Consider the following 16,819-nt stretch of genomic DNA (forward strand, 5'->3'; position numbering starts at 1 on the left):
TGCGCCATATAACGTATAATTATATATGTAAAAACAAACAGAGGATTTTCGTAAATTAAGTCATCCATACATTCAATTGTATGGGTGGCTTTGTGTTTTTTGTGCTATAATAATTTGGAATATGTTTTCTTTCGGGGAATTCTTTACGTGAATAGTGTAATTGACCGCTTATTAAATGGACAATTTGATAATATAGAAAGAACGCTCAGCTTCTCACTTCCGCGCCTGGAATTAAATATTAAACCGGGGGAGGTCTGTGAAGGGAGCTTCATTATCTATGGACCTAAGGACAAGGTTGTGCAAGGGCTCATCTCTACTTCTGAGCTCCGTATGCAGGTTCTGACAGCTGATTTTTCCGGTTATGAATATGAGGTGGGATTTAGGTTTGATGGCACGGGGCTTAGCGCCGGTGATGTCATCAAGGGTGAGTTCTCCGTCATATCCAATCAGGGAGAATATCAGCTTCCTTTTGTTGTGAACGTGGAGATTAGTCACGTGATGTCCAGTATGGGACCGATTCGCAACATGTTTCACTTTGTAAATCTTGCAAAAACCGACTGGGATGAAGCAAGAAAACTCTTTTATTCCGATGAATTTATCGATGTTTTTCAGGAGAATGAGAGTGGCTTTGAAAGTCTGTACAGAGGGCTTTCTTCTGTCCCCATGTCCGAAGCGAACATGGAGGAGTTTCTTATTTCCATAAAAAAGAAACAGCCGATAAGCTATATTCCCGACAGGACTGAGATTGTAATAGATAATCCGACAGCTGTTTCGGAGCATACCGTGATGCTTTCCAGGAACGGTTGGGGGTATACGCGCGTTGAAGTTGAATTTGACGGAGATTTTCTTTCCACGGATTCTCTTGACCTTACCGACAGCGATTTTATCGGAAATAACTGCTTTTTTAAATTTCGTGTGGATGCAAGTCTTTTGCATGAGGGCAATAACTTTGGATTGATAACCTTCAGAACTCCTTATATGGAGGTTAAGATTCCTGTTACCGCCAAGGTGAATCTCGGATTAGAACACCTTTCATCCATACAGATGGAGAAGAAAAAGCTCATAGTAGAACTTGTTAAGCTCTATGAGGATTTCAGATTTAAGAAGATTGGTTCAAGGGACTGGCTTTCGGAGAGCGGAAAACTTGTTAACAGAATGAACGCGGTGGATGCCAAGGATCCCGCTTTCAGATTATATACAGCTCAGTATCTGATTACAGCATCGAGAGTGAGCGAGGGTAAATGGATACTCGACCAGATGAAGCCGGTTCTGGAGGAGGAGTATCCGGACGACGATACCCTTTACTGTTATTATCTATATCTCACTACTCTTGTTGAGAGAGATGAGTATGCGACCAACGAAGTATCCAGAATGATGGAAGGTATATTCTCCAGAAATTCAGATAGCTGGAGAATCGCATGGCTTCTTTTATACATATCGGAGGAGTATGCTAACAGCCCCACCAGCAGATGGGTGCTTATGGAGCAGCAATTCCAGGACGGCTGCAGAAGCCCGATTATTTTTATAGAAGCACTTAACCTTATGTTTGAGTCGCCAACACTTCTTACCAAGGCCTCGGAGTTTGAACTTCAGACTCTTGCCTATGGAGTGAAAAAGGGCGTTCTTCAGCAGAATCTGATAGACCAGATAGTTTACATAGGCTCCAGAGAGCGCGGCTACAATGAGAAGCTGTGCAAGATACTCATGGCCTGCTATCAGACTAATCCCGATAAGATTACGCTGGAAGCAATATGTTCGCTTTTGATAAAGGGGAACAGAACAGATCCCGAATCCTTCGAGTGGTATGCCCTCGGTGTTGAGGAGGAGCTTCATATCACAAGGCTTTATGAGTACTATATGGCTGCCATTTATCTCGATGAGGATGGAATGCTTCCCTGCGAGATATCCAAGATGGTACTCATGTTCTTTTCCTATCAGAGCAATCTTGATTATGAAAAGAATGCGATACTCTACAGGTATCTTCATGAACACAGAGACGAGTATCCTGATATCTATGATTCCTACAGGCTTCAGATTGAGAAGTATCTCGTAGAGCAGGTGGACAAGGGGAGGATTAACAAGGATCTCGGATATTTATATAAAAATCTGCTCACGAGGCAGATGGTTGATGCCAGCAATGCCGACAAGGTTTTGAGAATTTTATACAGCAATGAGATAAGGACTGACAACAAGCGCATGACCAAGGTGATTGTTGTCTACGACAAGCTGGAAAAAGAGGTGGAGTATCCGCTTGCGGGCGGAGTTGCCTATGTTCCTTTGTATGGCAGCGATTACTCAGTTTTCCTTGCGGATGCCGATGACAACAGGTTTGCAGAGGGCATACCATTTATAAATTCAAAGCTCATGCTGGTGGGACAGCTTGCATCCTATGCAACGCCTTATATCCAGAAGGGATCTGAGAGCGTGGAGCTTTTCCTTTGTGATATTGAGAAAAATTCTTATACCATCACGATGGAAAATGTCGGAAGGTTCAGGGAGCTTGCCAGTGATCCCAAGATCAGGTCCATTTGCAGAAAGCATATAAGAGAGAGCCTTATAAGGTTCTATTATGAAAATAACTTTGAGCGTCAGCTTGCGGAGTACATGGATGAGGTTACTATGGAGGATCTCGGAACTGCTGACAGAAGCACGATGTTTGAGCTCATGGTTATGTCAGGTAACTACGATAAGGCTTATAAGCTGGTTCACAGGTTTGGCACGCACAAGCTTGATCCCAGAATTGTTATGCGACTTTTCGGCAGACTTATGGATAATGAGTCGCTCGAGAATACTGAGGACAATGCTAAGATAGCCTGGTATGCGTTCTCTCATGCGAAGTATGATGAGCAGCTTCTGACTTTCCTTGCGGCAAACTATAGCGGAACCGTCAAGGAGATGAGAGACCTCTGGAAAACCGCGAACAATCTAAGTGTTGATGTATTTGAACTGTCTAAGAGAATTCTTACTCAGATACTTTACACCGGAGCACACATCGGCGATAAGATTACTCTTTTCAGAAGCTATGTGGAAAAGAGCGGCGGCGGAGATGAGCTTGAGAGAGCTTTTCTTGCAAAATCGGCCAACGATTACTTCGTGGACAACATGGTTACGGACAGCTATGTTTTTGAGAGAATTGCCACACTTTCGAAGGAGGGCGTAGAGCTACTTGATGTGTGCAGAATGGCATACCTTAGGAGCTTTACCGAGGCTAACCACGTAGGCCTTAAGCCTGACAAGGAGATTGTGAAGGACTTCTTAAAGAGGCTTTTGGATCAGAATGTGTACTTTTCATTTTTCATGTACTATCAGAACGAGCTTCCGCAGATGGGGCAGTTCTGCGATAAGTCAATAATCGAGTACAGAACCACACCGGGGACCAAGTGTATCGTTCACTATATCTCCAGTGAGGACGAGAACGAGGAGTACAAGACCGCACCTATGCAGGAGATGTACAGAGGTATATATGACGCCTCATTTATACTCTTCTTTGGTGAGCAGATCCAGTATTACATCACCGAGGAGAACTACAACGGCCGCGGTGAGAAATTGACGGAGAGCGGAGCTATCTCCAAGAACGATATAGTTCAGGAGACCATTGTCGGACGTTACTCTATAATCAACGACATTATGATCGGCAAGACGCTTCAGGATTACGATACTGTGGACAGACTCCTTTCCGAGTATTACAGAAAGCGTTTCATGACCAATAAATTATTTAGGATGTTATAAAGCCTTCCCCCCCTGTGGGGGAAGGTGTCAGCGTAGCTGACGGATGAGGGCACAATGCAATTTTTCAAAGAATCAAAAAACGCAAGAAGATATGTACTTGGTTACGATCTGGGAGAGGATGTCTCGCAGATTAGTTTTCTTGCGTCTGATTCCGACCTTCCGGAGACACTCTCAACCCTTGCAGGCGCAGAGGCTTACAATATCCCTACTGTTTTATGTAAGCGCAAGGACGTTAACCAGTGGTTTTACGGAAAGGAAGCCATCGCTAAGATTGAAGCGGAGGAGGGCGTCAGAGTTGACGGCCTTATTGAAGCTGCCAGATCAGGGAAGCGTGTGAATGTAGACGGAACAGGCTATGATCCCGTTTCGCTTCTGACTCTTTTTGTAAAAAGAACACTTTCCCTGCTCTCGATGGAACTGTCAATGGACATGGTAGATGCCATCGCATTTACGACAAGGACCATGGACAGCAGAATGATAGAGGTTTTATCCGAGGTTACGGGAGCACTTTCGCTTCCTGTTAAGAATATCTTTTATCAGAGCTATGAGGACAGCCTTTATCACTACATGCTTTATCAGCCCGATGATCTTCTGTCACATGCGGTTATCGCCTGTGATTACAGCTTCGGCGAGATGACTGTCTATGACATGAAGCTTAACCACAGAACAAAGCCCATTGTTGTTACCATAGATAAAACGACATACGGCGGGATGGTGCTTTCGCAGGGGAGATTCTCCGAGAATGCGAAGGAGCGCGAGGAGCAGGTAGTAAGGCTTGACCAGAAATTTTTGGAGTTTGCCGAAAAGACCATGGAGGGCAGAATTGTCAGCTCCGTATTTTTACTGGGCGACGGATTCAGGGATCAGTGGATGCAGAAATCTCTGGAGTTTTTATGTAGAACAAGGCGTGTATTCCAAGGAAACAATCTCTTTAGCAAGGGTGCAAGCATTGCGGCCAGAGAGAAAGTGGGTCCCAGCGAGCGCATGGAAAAATATGTGCTCCTTGACGGCGGAAAACTAAAATCAAATATCGGACTTCTTGTAAAAAAGCAGGGTAAGGAGGCATATCATGCCCTTCTTGATGCCGGTGAAAACTGGTATGACATCGGCACAAGCCTTGACCTTATTCTGGAAGATGAGAATTATATAGATATTATCATCACATCACTCACTGCAGGTGAGAAGCATGTACATACTATTGAACTTAATGACCTTCCGGAGCGTCCTCCGAGAACCACGAGACTTCGCATGAAAGTCTCTATGAGGGCTGCGGACAAGGTTATAATACATATCGAGGACATGGGCTTCGGAGAGCTTTTTGAGAATTCCGGCCTGTCGTGGAGCGAGGAGATTTCGGTATGAGAGGACTTATTCTTTGTACCGGAAGGTACGCTTTAAAACCTTATTATCTTGAGAAAATCGGCAGACGTATTTATTCAATAGAAGAGCTCTGCTATTGTATAACTCAGAACGCATTTCTTATCGATGCGGATTCTTTTGAAATGAGTCTTGTAGACTGGATAGGAAATGAACTTGGTCTTGAAAAGCTTGCCGATGAGCTGAGACACATGATAGTTCACAAGTGTTCTGTTGTTTCCCTTGCGGGAATGATTCTTGATTATGTCGGATATTCCACGAAGGAAGAAATCGACAGCACAGAGGAGACACTCAGAAGCAATGCGGACATGGATATCTATGAAAAGCGCATGTCCAGGGCTGAGTTTTTGATGAAGCAGGGGCATATCACTCAGGCTTTCAGTGAATACGACTATCTTTTGAAGCATATGCCGGAAATGGATAAAAATATAAAATCCAAGATAGAGCATAATCAGGGTGTCATGTACGCACATCTTTTTATGTATGACGTGGCTGCGGAGTTTTTCCATAAGGCATGGGAGGACGGCGGAGCAGACGAGTCTTATCTCGGTTATCTTGCCGCGAAACGCATGATGATGGATGAAAAGGAGTATGTTTCCTTTGTAAGTTCACATAAGGAGGCACATAATCTTTCCTTAAAGCTTGAGCAGCGCATGGATGAAGCCAATGATCTGTATGATGCGAGCACTGCGAATATCAAGGTCAGAAGTCTCGAATTGTACCGATCCGGGGCTAAGATGAGCGAGTACTACGAAGAGGTGGAGAGAATTACTAAGGATATGAAGGAAGAATATCGGGGATTGGTTGAATAATGGGGTTCTTTGATTTTTTCAAGAAAAAAGATACATATCGAATAGAACGTCATCAGCAAAACGAACTGGAAAACTGGAATGATATTGTCTATACAAGAAAAAATATAGACATGGATGACCCTGAACAGAGGCATGAGTACATCGAAAACTGTCTTCAGCAGATGGCTGAGGCCAGCAGGGAGATGGATAACCTTCAGTTCGAATACCGCGTAGTTACCTCACACCTGCGGGATATGGAAGAGATTGATGCACTTCCGCCCGAGCAGCGCGCTGAGGTTAATCAGTGTGCTCAGCGTATTCTCGACAGTGAAGAGCAGCAGAAGACCTTCAACAGACGTAAGAGCAGAATGACCGACCAGGAATTTGAGAAGATGGAGCGTCTTCATAATCAGGTCAAGAAGAGCGCGGAAACTCTAAAGGAGACGGAGGAGCACCAGAAAAAGGTTAAGAATGACCTTAGAAGACTGGACGGAGAGAGACAGGCTTATGATTTCAGACGAGCCGAGATTGAGGTATCTCTGGACAATATGCAGAGACTTATGTTGGTGGTTGCTGTGGCGCTTGGGGTTATCACGGTAGCTCTTGCTGTTTTATCTCTGGCACTTAAGCTCAATGTTATTTATGGCTATATGGTGGCGATAACGGTAGCTGCGCTGGCTTTCCTTTTCCTCAATCAGAAGATTCATGAGGCGAGAAGAGAAAAGAAGGTGATTCTTAATTCCATCGCACGTCTTATTCAGCTGCAGAATACGGTTAAGATCCGCTATGTAAATAACAGGAATCTTATAGATTACGAGTGCTTAAAGTATGGTATCAGCAATTCCAAGGAACTGCTTCAGATGTACAATAAGTACCTTATGGAAAAAAATGAACGCGAGCGCTATGCCATTGCAGAAAAGCAGCTGGATACCAATCAGAAGGCGCTTGTATTTGCACTACGTAAGTACAGGATTAAGGATCCCGAGATCTGGATTCACCAGGCGATTGCTCTCATAAATCACAACGAGGAGGTCGAGATCCGTCACGAGCTTGTGCAGCAGAGGCAGTCTCTTCGTAAGCAGATGGATTACAACCGCGATGTTGTGGCAGGCAATGCCAAAAACGAGATAGAAGAGCTCGTACGCCAATATCCTGTCTATCGCCAGGAAATCCTCGACATGGTCGACCGCTTCGAACAAAGATATCCCGGAGCATAAAATTCTTTTTTTATTTTTATTGCTAATAAATAGGAGATAATGTACTATGTTTTGTGTTGGGTATGGAAAGATTTATTTGTAGGTAATTCAATGGCAAAATATTTTAACAATGAACACGATAAGATAGGTGAGGAGTGCGGTGTCTTCGGAATCTATGATTTCGATGGCGGGGATGTTGCACCCTCGATTTATTACGGACTGTTGTCCCTGCAACATCGAGGGCAGGAGAGCTGCGGTATTGCTGTCAGTGAAACAATGGGTCCGAAAGGAAAAGTAACAAGTCATAAGGACATGGGACTGGTAAATGAAGCGTTTAACCATGAGATCATTTCAGGGATGCATGGTGACATAGGTGTAGGGCATGTGAGATACTCAACTGCCGGCAGCAGCACCAGAGAAAACGCTCAGCCCCTTGTCCTTAATTACGTTAAGGGGACACTTGCGATGGCGCACAACGGTAATCTTGTAAATGCGCCGGAACTTCGAGAGGAACTTGCGTATACCGGTGCGATTTTCCAGACTACGATAGATTCAGAGGTTATCGCATATCATATTGCAAGAGAAAGGCTTAATACTCCCAATGTTGAGGGTGCTGTTGCCAACGCGATGAAGAAGATCAAGGGTGCGTATTCCCTGGTTATCATGTCGCCCAGGAAGCTCATCGGAGCAAGGGATCCCAATGGCTTCAGACCGCTTGTAATTGGTAAGAGAGATAACAGCTACATTCTTGCATCCGAGACCTGCGCGCTTGATACAATCGGCGCAGAGTTCATCAGAAATGTTGAGCCGGGAGAGATAGTGACCATCTCTCCGGAGAAGGGTATTGAATCCAATCTTCAGATGACCAACAGCGTTAAGCACGGCCATTGCATATTCGAATATATTTATTTTGCAAGACCGGACAGCGTGCTTGACGGAGTGAGTGTCTATGAATCCAGAATAAAAGCAGGGCGCTTTTTGGCAATGGATTCACCGGTGGAAGCGGATGTGGTTGTCGGTGTTCCGGAATCAGGTAACTGCGCTGCACTTGGATATTCAATGGAGTCCGGTATCCCTTACGGACAGGCTTTTGTGAAGAACCAGTATATCGGCAGAACCTTCATAAAGCCGGGGCAGAAGAGCCGTGAGAGCAGTGTTCAGGTAAAACTGAATGCCCTTAAAAACGCCGTTGAGGGAAAACGAGTTATAATGATAGACGATTCAATCGTTCGCGGTACCACTTCGGACAGGATTGTAAGAATGCTCAGGGATGCGGGAGCTACCGAGGTTCATATGAGAGTATCATCGCCGCCGTTTTTATGGCCTTGCTACTTCGGAACCGACGTACCTGCAAGAGAGCAGCTGATCGCCTATAACCGCAGTATCGATGAGATATGTAAGATTATCGGAGCTGATTCTCTCGGTTATTTGAGAGAGGAACGACTCAGTGAACTGGTAAATAACAAGTTTGATATATGTAAGGGGTGCTTCACGGGAGATTACCCCATTGCTCCGCCGGATGAAGATATCAGGGGAGACTTCGAAGCGTAAATCATTTAGGAGGATAATATGAGTACAGACAGATACAGTAGCCCGCTTTCAGAGCGTTATGCAAGTAAGGAAATGCAGTACATCTTTTCACAGGACATGAAATTCAAGACCTGGAGAAAGCTCTGGATCGCACTTGCGGAAATTGAAAAGGAACTCGGACTTAACATCACACAGGAACAGATTGATGAGCTTAAGTCACACCAGGAAGACATCAACTATGAAGTTGCCATTGCCCGTGAGAAGGAAGTTCGCCACGACGTAATGAGCCATGTATATGCGTACGGCCAGCAGTGTCCCAAGGCTGCAGGAATCATTCACCTCGGCGCTACAAGCTGCTATGTCGGAGACAACACAGACATCATTATCATGACCGAGGCACTTAAGCTTGTTCGCAGAAAGCTACTCAATGTTATCAGCTGCCTTGCAAAGTTCGCTGATGAGTACAAGGATCTGCCGACACTCGGATTTACACATTTTCAGCCGGCACAGCCTACAACAGTAGGAAAAAGAGCATCACTCTGGCTTCAGGACTTTACTATTGATCTTGAGGACCTTGACTATGTTCTGGATAATATGAAACTTCTTGGTTCAAAGGGAACTACCGGAACACAGGCATCTTTCCTTGAACTTTTTGACGGAGACCTTACAAAGGTTGATAAGCTGGATCCCATGCTAGCTGACAAGATGGGCTTCAAGGGTTGTATGGCGGTTTCAGGTCAGACCTACAGCCGTAAGATCGACATGAAGGTTGTTAATGTCCTTGCGGGAATCGCATCATCTGCTACAAAGATGGCTCAGGATATCAGACTTCTTCAGCATCTTAAGGAAGTTGAGGAGCCCCATGAGGCTAAACAGATTGGCTCTTCAGCTATGGCTTATAAGAGAAATCCCATGAGAAGTGAGAGAATCTGCTCACTTTCAAGATACGTAATTGTTGATACATTGAATCCCGCTATCACCGAGATTTCACAGTGGTTCGAGAGAACACTTGATGATTCTGCAAACAAGAGACTTTCAATTCCCGAGGGCTTCCTTGCAATTGATGGTATTCTTGATCTTTGCATGAATGTAACAGACGGCCTTGTTGTATATCCCAAGGTTATCGAGAAGCGTCTCATGTCAGAGCTTCCTTTCATGGCTACTGAGAACATCATGATGGACGCCGTTAAGCTTGGTGGAAACAGACAGGAGCTTCATGAGAAGATTAGAGAGCTTTCCATGATCGCAGGAGACCACGTAAAGAAGGACGGACTCGACAACGATCTTCTTGATATGATCGTTAAGGATCCCGCTTTCCACATGACAGAGGATAAGATCAAGGAGTGCATGGATCCTAAGAAATACACAGGCTGCAGTGCACATCAGGTTGAGAGATTCTTAAACGAGGTTGTGAATCCCATTCTCGAAGCCAACAAGGATGAGCTTGGCCTCTCCGCTGAGATAAACGTATAAGAGCCGTTCTGCCCGGCCCAGCGCGAGAAGCAGAACTTCTATTTGAAAAATACATAAAAAGACAAATATAACTACTTCATTTTCTTGTTTTTATGTTGCATAATTATGATATGCAAAAATCAGTATCCCGCATTGTTGTTTATAATGCGGTGTATGAATACAGGAAAATGAGGTAGTTTTTTATGGGAAAAACATGGGATATAAAACAGTTTGCAAAAACTGCACGCGCAGCTGCGGCAGAGGGTATCGTCCTTTTGAAAAATGATAAAAATGCTCTTCCCCTTGAGAAGGGTACAAAGATCGCTGTTTTCGGAAGAAGCCAGATGAATTACTACAAGAGTGGAACCGGTTCGGGCGGAATGGTTAACGTTGACTATGTTGTCGGAATCTATGAGGCTCTGGCCGCTTCAAAGAAAATCAAAGTAAACAAGGATGTTCGCAAAGCCTATGAGGCATTCGTAAAAGAGAATCCTTTTGATGTCGGCATAGGATGGGCAGGAGAGCCCTGGTTTCAGAAGGAGATGCCTCTTGAGGATGCGCTTTTAAAGAAAGCGTCAGCTGAATCCGATGCTGCGGTTTTTATAATCGGAAGAACCGCCGGAGAGGATCAGGACAATAAAAATGAGCAGGGAAGCTATCTTCTTACAGATGAGGAGAAGGCTGCCCTGAAGAAGGTCTGCAAGGCCTTTAAGCGCACGATTGTTCTTCTGAATGTCGGTAATATCATCGATATGAAGTGGGTAACAGAGATTAACCCCGAGGCTGTTCTCTATGTATGGCAGGGCGGTCAGGAGGGCGGAAATGCCGTTCTGGATGTGCTCACGGGGGATGTGAACCCTTCAGGAAAACTGTCCGATACAATTGCTTATAATATCGAGGATTATGCTTCCACAGCGAATTTCGGCTCAGAGAAGAGGAACTTCCAGTCTGAGGATATTTACGTAGGATATCGCTATTTTGAGACCTTCGCAAAGGACAAGGTAATGTATCCTTTTGGATTTGGATTGTCATATACGACTTTTGATATAGCTTTAGGCGAGTTTGATTACGACGCGACAGAAGGCGCCTCACTGGAAGTTCTTGTTACCAATACAGGTGACAGGGCAGGAAAAGAGGTTGTTCAGGTTTATGTTGAGGCTCCGCAGGGTGTTCTTGGCAAACCTTCCAGAGCACTTGTAGCCTTTGCAAAGACAGACGTCCTTAAGCCCGGTCAGATGCAGAGCATGGAGTTTGATATTCCAAAGTACTGGATGAGTTCCTATGATGACGGTGGGGCTACAAAAAATAAGTCATCCTATGTCATGGAGGCCGGAACCTACAGAATCTATGCAGGTAATGATGTCAGAAGCGCAGAAGCAGCAGGTGAATTTGAGCTTAAGAAGCTCGAAGTAATCTGTAAGTGCGAGGAGAGCTACGCCCCGGTTAAGGAATTTGAGAGATTGAAGCCTTGTGCCGGTGGAAAGGGTGGCAATAGCTACACTGCAAAATATGAGAAAGCACCTATTAGGACGCTTGATCCTAATAAAAAGAGAAAAGACAGACTTCCAAAAGCACTTCCTTATTCCGGTGACAAAGGCTTTAAGCTTAAGGACGTGGAAGAGAAGAATGTTTCCATTGAGGGTTTCATAGCCCAGCTTTCCGATAAGGACCTCATTGCTATGATGCGCGGCGAGGGAATGTGTTCTCCCAAGGTAACTGCGGGAATAGCAGGTGCTTACGGCGGAGTGACAGACAGACTCTCAGATTTTGGTATTCCTGTCGGAGGCTGCTCCGATGGGCCCAGCGGTATACGTATGGACTGCGGAACCCATGCATTTTCACTTCCGAACGGAACCTGCCTTGCATGTACTTTTGATGAAGAATTAAATGAAAAGCTCTTTAACTGGGAGGCACTTGACCTTAGGAGAAACAGAATCGATGCACTTCTCGGCCCCGGTATGAACATTCACAGAAATCCTTTGAACGGTCGAAACTTCGAGTATTTTTCAGAGGATCCGATACTCACTGGTAAGCTTGTATCAGCTCAGCTCCGTGGTCTTCATAAATATGATGTAACAGGTGTAATTAAGCATTTTGCGGGCAATACACAGGAATACAAGAGACATTTTGTTGACAACGTCGTATCGGAGAGGGCACTTCGCGAAATCTATCTTAAAGGCTTTGAAATTGCTGTAAGAGAGGGAAAAGCCCGTGCACTTATGAGTACCTACGGACCTTTAAACGGTATCTGGACAGCCAGCAGCTATGACCTTCTTACTTCAATTTTGAGAGAAGAGTGGGGATTTGATGGCATCGTCATGACCGACTGGTGGGCAATGGGTAACGATGAGGCAGGTGCTGCAGGAAGCTATCAGAATGTATCCGCTCAGGTTCGTGCCCAGAATGATCTGAATATGGTAAATACCAGCGCAGAGGATAATTCAAACAAGGATGATCTTGACGTGGCCCTTGCAGAGGGAAGACTTACCCGTGCAGAGCTTGTAAGAAGTGCAATAAATATCTGCAAATTCCTGCTGAAAACTCCGGCCTACAGACATATGCTCGGAGAGGAATCCGCACTTGATAAGGAACTTGCAGCTGCGATTTCGGCAGAAGATGCTGTCCTTCAGGATATGATAAAGCTTAAGTTTGATGGCGATGAGCTTGACCTGGACGCTTCCAGGATAAAGGTTGGAAAGGGAGAGACAACTACTTATGTAATAACCACACCCAGAAAGTGTCTTACAGATTTAGAACTCGTCATCAGAGCTAATAATCAGCCTGATGTAGCCCAGCTTCCGTTCTCTGTATTCCAGGATAAGATGCTGGTAAAATCAGTTACTCTGACCGGAATGGATAAGGAATGGCAGACCATTAAAATCGGCCTTGGCCCTGCGATGATTGGAAATTTCTACCTTAAGCTCTATTTTGCACAGGGCGGACTTGAAATCAAGTCAGCTAAAATTATTTTCACAAAAGATATAGAGAGTATGTTCAGACATGATCCGGCACTGCTTTGATAAACACGCATAATAATGTGCATAAGTACCCTATAAACTCTTTGAGCTATAGGGTACTTTTTTGTTATTTTTGGTTTTTAAAAAGGGGTTTCGACTTAAGAATAGATTAAAATTTCGTTATTTTTAAGGAACTATAAATCAATTCTAAAATGTTGGTTAAGTTATCGGGTTAAACGTTTACTTCTCAATATAGAAGTGCTAATAATATAACTGTGGGGGAAAAGCAAAGAAAAAAGATATGTGATGGTTTTTGTGAAAGGAGAATTTGTCTTATGGGTAATACTTTCAAAAGAATTATGTCAACTATGTTGGCAGTCACATTGGCTGCAACACTTTGCTTTATAGCAATACCTACTCGTGCACAGGCTGCTGATAAGACAGTCAAAGTTACTTTGACTAAGGACGGCAACGGTGGAGCAGGCATCACTCTTAAGCCTGGTGCAAAGGCTCAGATTATTGTTAAGAAGGCAACAGGAAATGTAACTTATAAGACTAACAACAAAGCAGTTGTTTCAGTAACAAAGGATGGAGTAATCCAGACTAAGAAGGTTGGAAGCGCTGAGATTAAGGTTAAGGATAAGAAGGGCTATTCAGCAACTGTTTGTGTAGACGTTGCAAAGGGAAGCTATCTTGCACGCAGCGGAAAGGGCTCTGACGAAAAGGGCAAGGTTTATAAGATTTGGCTCAGCAAGCCCGCAGTAACACTTGACCTCGGCGAGGGATATTCTGTATGGGCATACACAATTGAAGAAGGCAAGACCGGTAGTGTACAGTTCCAGAGTGAGGACTGGGGAATTGCTGCAGTTGATGATCATGGTAACATCAGAGCTCAGGGACATGGCTCAACACGTATCTACGCTCACAAGGGAGGCAGAACAGCAGCTATCATGGTTAATGTAAACTGATATTTGCAGAATACGATCGTTTTATATAGCAGGAGACCATTAGTAGGATAGTTTGAAAAAAGTTTCATCACAAACTGAATAAAGTACAAAACGTTGTTAAAACGTTATATGCACGTACCGGACTAGTCTATAGGGCAGTTCGGTACGTGATTTTTTGTGTATTGTTTCATGATTTTGTCATTTGTGATATGATACTGACATTGATTAGATTGTACAAAATAGAAAATTCCGGAGGAATAGATAAATGGCATTATCAAATTATGTAGAAGCAGTAATAGAAGAAAATGACTGGTACATCACAAATCTTTCCAATGTGGCAGCCTGCCTGTGGCAACAGCTCCCTGATGTAAGCTGGGTGGGATTCTATTTAATGACTGATAAGGGTAACGATAAAGAACTTATCCTTGGACCCTTCCAGGGAAAAGTGGCATGCACTCATATTGCACTTGGCCGCGGTGTCTGCGGCGTTTCCGCTTCTGAAAACAAAACGCTCATCGTCCCTGACGTATCACAGTTTTCAGGCTACATCGCCTGCGACAGCGAAGCCCGCTCTGAAATCGTTATCCCCCTCAGAAACAAAGACGGGGTAGTCATCGGAGTCCTCGACATCGACAGCAACACAGAAGGCCGCTTCTCTGAAGCCAATGAAGAATCTGCAGACCTTGAAAAATGTGCGGAACTGATATCAAATATTATCCCTAAAACAATAAACTGATACATATCGAGTCCTCTCACAAATAAAATACCCCATGGCAGAGGTGAACTGCCATGGGGTAAAAGAATGGAATGGGTTTTATTAGCCTTTTACTGCACCTTCAATCATACCTTCCATAATCTGTTTCTGAGCGATCAGGAAAAGAATAATCATGGGCAGGATAGCAAGAAGTGCAGCTGCCAGAATCAGGTTCCACTGCTTAACGTAGGAACCGACAAAGGCCTGAACTGCTACAGGAAGAGTCTTTACGGGACCGTTCTGACCAAGCATCATTGAAGGCAGAAGATAATCGTTCCAGATCCACATACCATTAAGAATGGTTACTGTTGTGATAACAGGTGTGAGGAGCGGGAAAATTACCTTGAAAAATACCTGCTCGGGTGAGCATCCGTCAATAGATGCTGCTTCTTCAAGATCATAAGGAATTCCCTTAATAAATCCTACAAGAATGAATACTGTCATTGCGCCGCCGAATCCAAGGTATGCGAAAACAATACCGGGAACTGACTTAAGCATCGGGATACCAATGAACTTTCCGACATCTCTGAAAGTAGAGATAAGAGGAAGCATAACTACCTGGAAAGGAATGATCATTGATGCGATGAATGTGAAGTAAATCACATTTGACCATACAGTCTTATTACGGCAGATAACCCATGCTGCCATTGCTCCGAACAGAGCGAGCAGTGCAAGGGAAAGAACAGTAATAAGTGCTGAATATCCAAAGGTCTGCCAGAATGTGAAACTGGAGTTATTTATAACATCATTAAGATTTCTAACAAGCTTCGCAAAAGATGCTCCATTCAGTCCGATGGGATTTGCTGTAATCTCATTGGAATCCTTGAAAGAGTTGATAACTACAAGGAAGAAAGGGAACAGCACATAAGCTGCGATTATAATTGCAATAATGAAACGGATAATAACGTTTGAAGTCTTTTCCTTGGTATGCATTATAATTCCACCTCCTTCTTGTTAGATATGCGAACCTGAAGTATTGAAACGCAAGCCAGTATGATGAAGAACAATACGGCTTTTGCCTGGCCGAGTGCGTAATTGTTCTTTATAACAGCTGTGTTATAGATGTTAAGAGCGAGCATCTCGGTTCCGTTTGTCAGGTACTGTCCGAAAATATCTACAGATCCTTTACCATTAGTAAGTGCAAGGTTTACATCGAACTGCTTGAAAGCACTTGTAAGAGTAAGGAACGTACAAATCGTGATTGTGGGAGCAATCATGGGAATCTTTATCTCGAAAAGAGTCTGCATGGGATTAGCTCCGTCAATTGCAGATGCTTCAAGAACATCTCCGGGTATTGTATTGAGACCTGTGATATAGATGAGCATTATATAACCTGCGTACTGCCAGATGTATACGATGATTACCGCGAGGAAAGCAGTGCCTGTATCGGCAATCATTGAATACTGTGTATTTAAGAGTTTTGTTACAACATTACTGAAAATGAACTGCCATATATAGCCTAGTACGATACCACCGATAAGGTTAGGTAAGAAGTAAGCTGCCCTGAAAAATCCGAGGCCCTTGATTTTTGATGTGCAAAGAAGGGCAAGAAGGAAAGCAACCAGATTAACCATTATCATGTTACATACAACAAACAAGAATGTTAAAAATATAGACCAGAGGAAACTGGGCTGTGAAAACATACTTGTGTAATTTGTGAGTCCAACGGAATTCCTAACCCTGATACCATCCCAATCGGTAAATGAATATCCGATACCGAGGAAAAGAGGAATGATAACTGTTACCAAAAAGGCAAACAGAAGAGGGAATAAGAAAAGTATATTTATAATTGTGCGATGATATTTAAGTGTCGGGAAAAAGTATAAACCTAAAACTATTCCAATAATACCAATGATGAGTGTGGCACCACGGAATGAAGCCTGGGACTTCGTGAAGTCAAGCATAAGAGACCAAATCAGAAGACCAAGACCTGCTATCAGACAAATGAAAGAAAATACTCCTTTTGAGGTAGAAGGTGTTTTCATAGTGGAAGCTCCTTTGTTCCGGGATAATGGGGTGACGATGTTTCAGTGGTTTAGATAAATCGGGCAGAGCATTTGCTCTGCCCGATAACTAACAGTTTTAA

Annotated in this window: 11 protein-coding genes; 9 read left to right on the plus strand and 2 right to left on the minus strand. The window is 43.9% G+C overall.

All coding sequences use genetic code 11. The features are described 5' to 3' along the window. Positions 1–147: 147 nt before the first annotated feature. From G596_RS0103715 to G596_RS0103755, 9 genes are all read left to right on the plus strand, one after another. Positions 148–3,729 (plus strand): DUF5717 family protein, encoded by a 3,582-nt coding sequence (locus G596_RS0103715; RefSeq protein ID WP_022760495.1) that lies wholly within the window; start codon positions 148–150, stop codon positions 3,727–3,729. Between the two features lie 54 nt (positions 3,730–3,783). Next, complete coding sequence (locus G596_RS0103720; protein ID WP_022760496.1) at positions 3,784–5,091, plus strand: DUF5716 family protein; 1,308 nt, start codon at positions 3,784–3,786, stop codon at positions 5,089–5,091. Beyond that, positions 5,088–5,918 carry a hypothetical protein gene (locus G596_RS23430; protein ID WP_022760497.1) on the plus strand — a complete coding sequence of 277 codons (831 nt, stop codon included), beginning with the start codon at positions 5,088–5,090 and terminating at the stop codon, positions 5,916–5,918. The genes G596_RS0103720 and G596_RS23430 overlap by 4 nt, the downstream gene beginning before the upstream one ends. Next, entirely contained in the window at positions 5,918–7,114 is a 1,197-nt protein-coding gene (locus tag G596_RS0103730; protein WP_022760498.1) for a hypothetical protein, read from the plus strand. The genes G596_RS23430 and G596_RS0103730 overlap by 1 nt, the downstream gene beginning before the upstream one ends. A gap of 90 nt (positions 7,115–7,204) precedes the next feature. Further along, positions 7,205–8,644: an amidophosphoribosyltransferase gene (gene purF / locus G596_RS0103735; RefSeq protein WP_026498484.1), complete on the plus strand. Its 1,440-nt coding sequence runs from the start codon at positions 7,205–7,207 to the stop codon at positions 8,642–8,644. 18 nt (positions 8,645–8,662) lie between these two features. Continuing rightward, positions 8,663–10,096 (plus strand): adenylosuccinate lyase, encoded by a 1,434-nt coding sequence (purB, locus tag G596_RS0103740; RefSeq protein ID WP_022760500.1) that lies wholly within the window; start codon positions 8,663–8,665, stop codon positions 10,094–10,096. Between the two features lie 182 nt (positions 10,097–10,278). Continuing rightward, positions 10,279–13,095 (plus strand): glycoside hydrolase family 3 protein, encoded by a 2,817-nt coding sequence (locus G596_RS0103745; RefSeq protein ID WP_022760501.1) that lies wholly within the window; start codon positions 10,279–10,281, stop codon positions 13,093–13,095. Positions 13,096–13,367: 272 nt separating this feature from the next. Beyond that, complete coding sequence (locus G596_RS0103750) at positions 13,368–14,000, plus strand: hypothetical protein (protein ID WP_022760502.1); 633 nt, start codon at positions 13,368–13,370, stop codon at positions 13,998–14,000. Between the two features lie 244 nt (positions 14,001–14,244). Then, positions 14,245–14,715, plus strand: a complete 471-nt coding sequence (locus tag G596_RS0103755; RefSeq protein ID WP_022760503.1) for a GAF domain-containing protein — start codon at positions 14,245–14,247, stop codon at positions 14,713–14,715. 81 nt (positions 14,716–14,796) lie between these two features. On the opposite strand, the gene G596_RS0103760 is transcribed toward G596_RS0103755, so the two are convergent. Together G596_RS0103760 and G596_RS0103765 are read right to left on the minus strand one after the other, a co-directional pair. Beyond that, positions 14,797–15,666, minus strand: a complete 870-nt coding sequence (locus G596_RS0103760) for a carbohydrate ABC transporter permease (RefSeq protein WP_022760504.1) — start codon at positions 15,664–15,666, stop codon at positions 14,797–14,799. Further along, entirely contained in the window at positions 15,666–16,718 is a 1,053-nt protein-coding gene (locus tag G596_RS0103765; RefSeq protein ID WP_022760505.1) for a carbohydrate ABC transporter permease, read from the minus strand. The genes G596_RS0103760 and G596_RS0103765 overlap by 1 nt, the downstream gene beginning before the upstream one ends. Positions 16,719–16,819: the final 101 nt, after the last annotated feature.

It is taken from the genome of Butyrivibrio sp. AD3002 (assembly GCF_000420905.1).
In the GTDB taxonomy this organism is placed as follows: domain Bacteria; phylum Bacillota; class Clostridia; order Lachnospirales; family Lachnospiraceae; genus Butyrivibrio.

Bases quoted from the DNA above. Each gene is read 5' to 3' on its own strand.
- G596_RS0103755 (WP_022760503.1), top strand. From the start codon at position 14,245: ATGGCATTATCAAATTATGTAGAAGCAGTAATAGAAGAAAATGACTGG.
- G596_RS0103720 (WP_022760496.1), top strand. From the start codon at position 3,784: ATGCAATTTTTCAAAGAATCAAAAAACGCAAGAAGATATGTACTTGGT.
- G596_RS0103760 (WP_022760504.1), bottom strand. From the start codon at position 15,666: ATGCATACCAAGGAAAAGACTTCAAACGTTATTATCCGTTTCATTATT.
- G596_RS0103750 (WP_022760502.1), top strand. From the start codon at position 13,368: ATGGGTAATACTTTCAAAAGAATTATGTCAACTATGTTGGCAGTCACA.
- G596_RS0103745 (WP_022760501.1), top strand. From the start codon at position 10,279: ATGGGAAAAACATGGGATATAAAACAGTTTGCAAAAACTGCACGCGCA.
- G596_RS0103765 (WP_022760505.1), bottom strand. From the start codon at position 16,718: ATGAAAACACCTTCTACCTCAAAAGGAGTATTTTCTTTCATTTGTCTG.
- G596_RS0103730 (WP_022760498.1), top strand. From the start codon at position 5,918: ATGGGGTTCTTTGATTTTTTCAAGAAAAAAGATACATATCGAATAGAA.
- purF (WP_026498484.1), top strand. From the start codon at position 7,205: ATGGCAAAATATTTTAACAATGAACACGATAAGATAGGTGAGGAGTGC.
- purB (WP_022760500.1), top strand. From the start codon at position 8,663: ATGAGTACAGACAGATACAGTAGCCCGCTTTCAGAGCGTTATGCAAGT.
- G596_RS23430 (WP_022760497.1), top strand. From the start codon at position 5,088: ATGAGAGGACTTATTCTTTGTACCGGAAGGTACGCTTTAAAACCTTAT.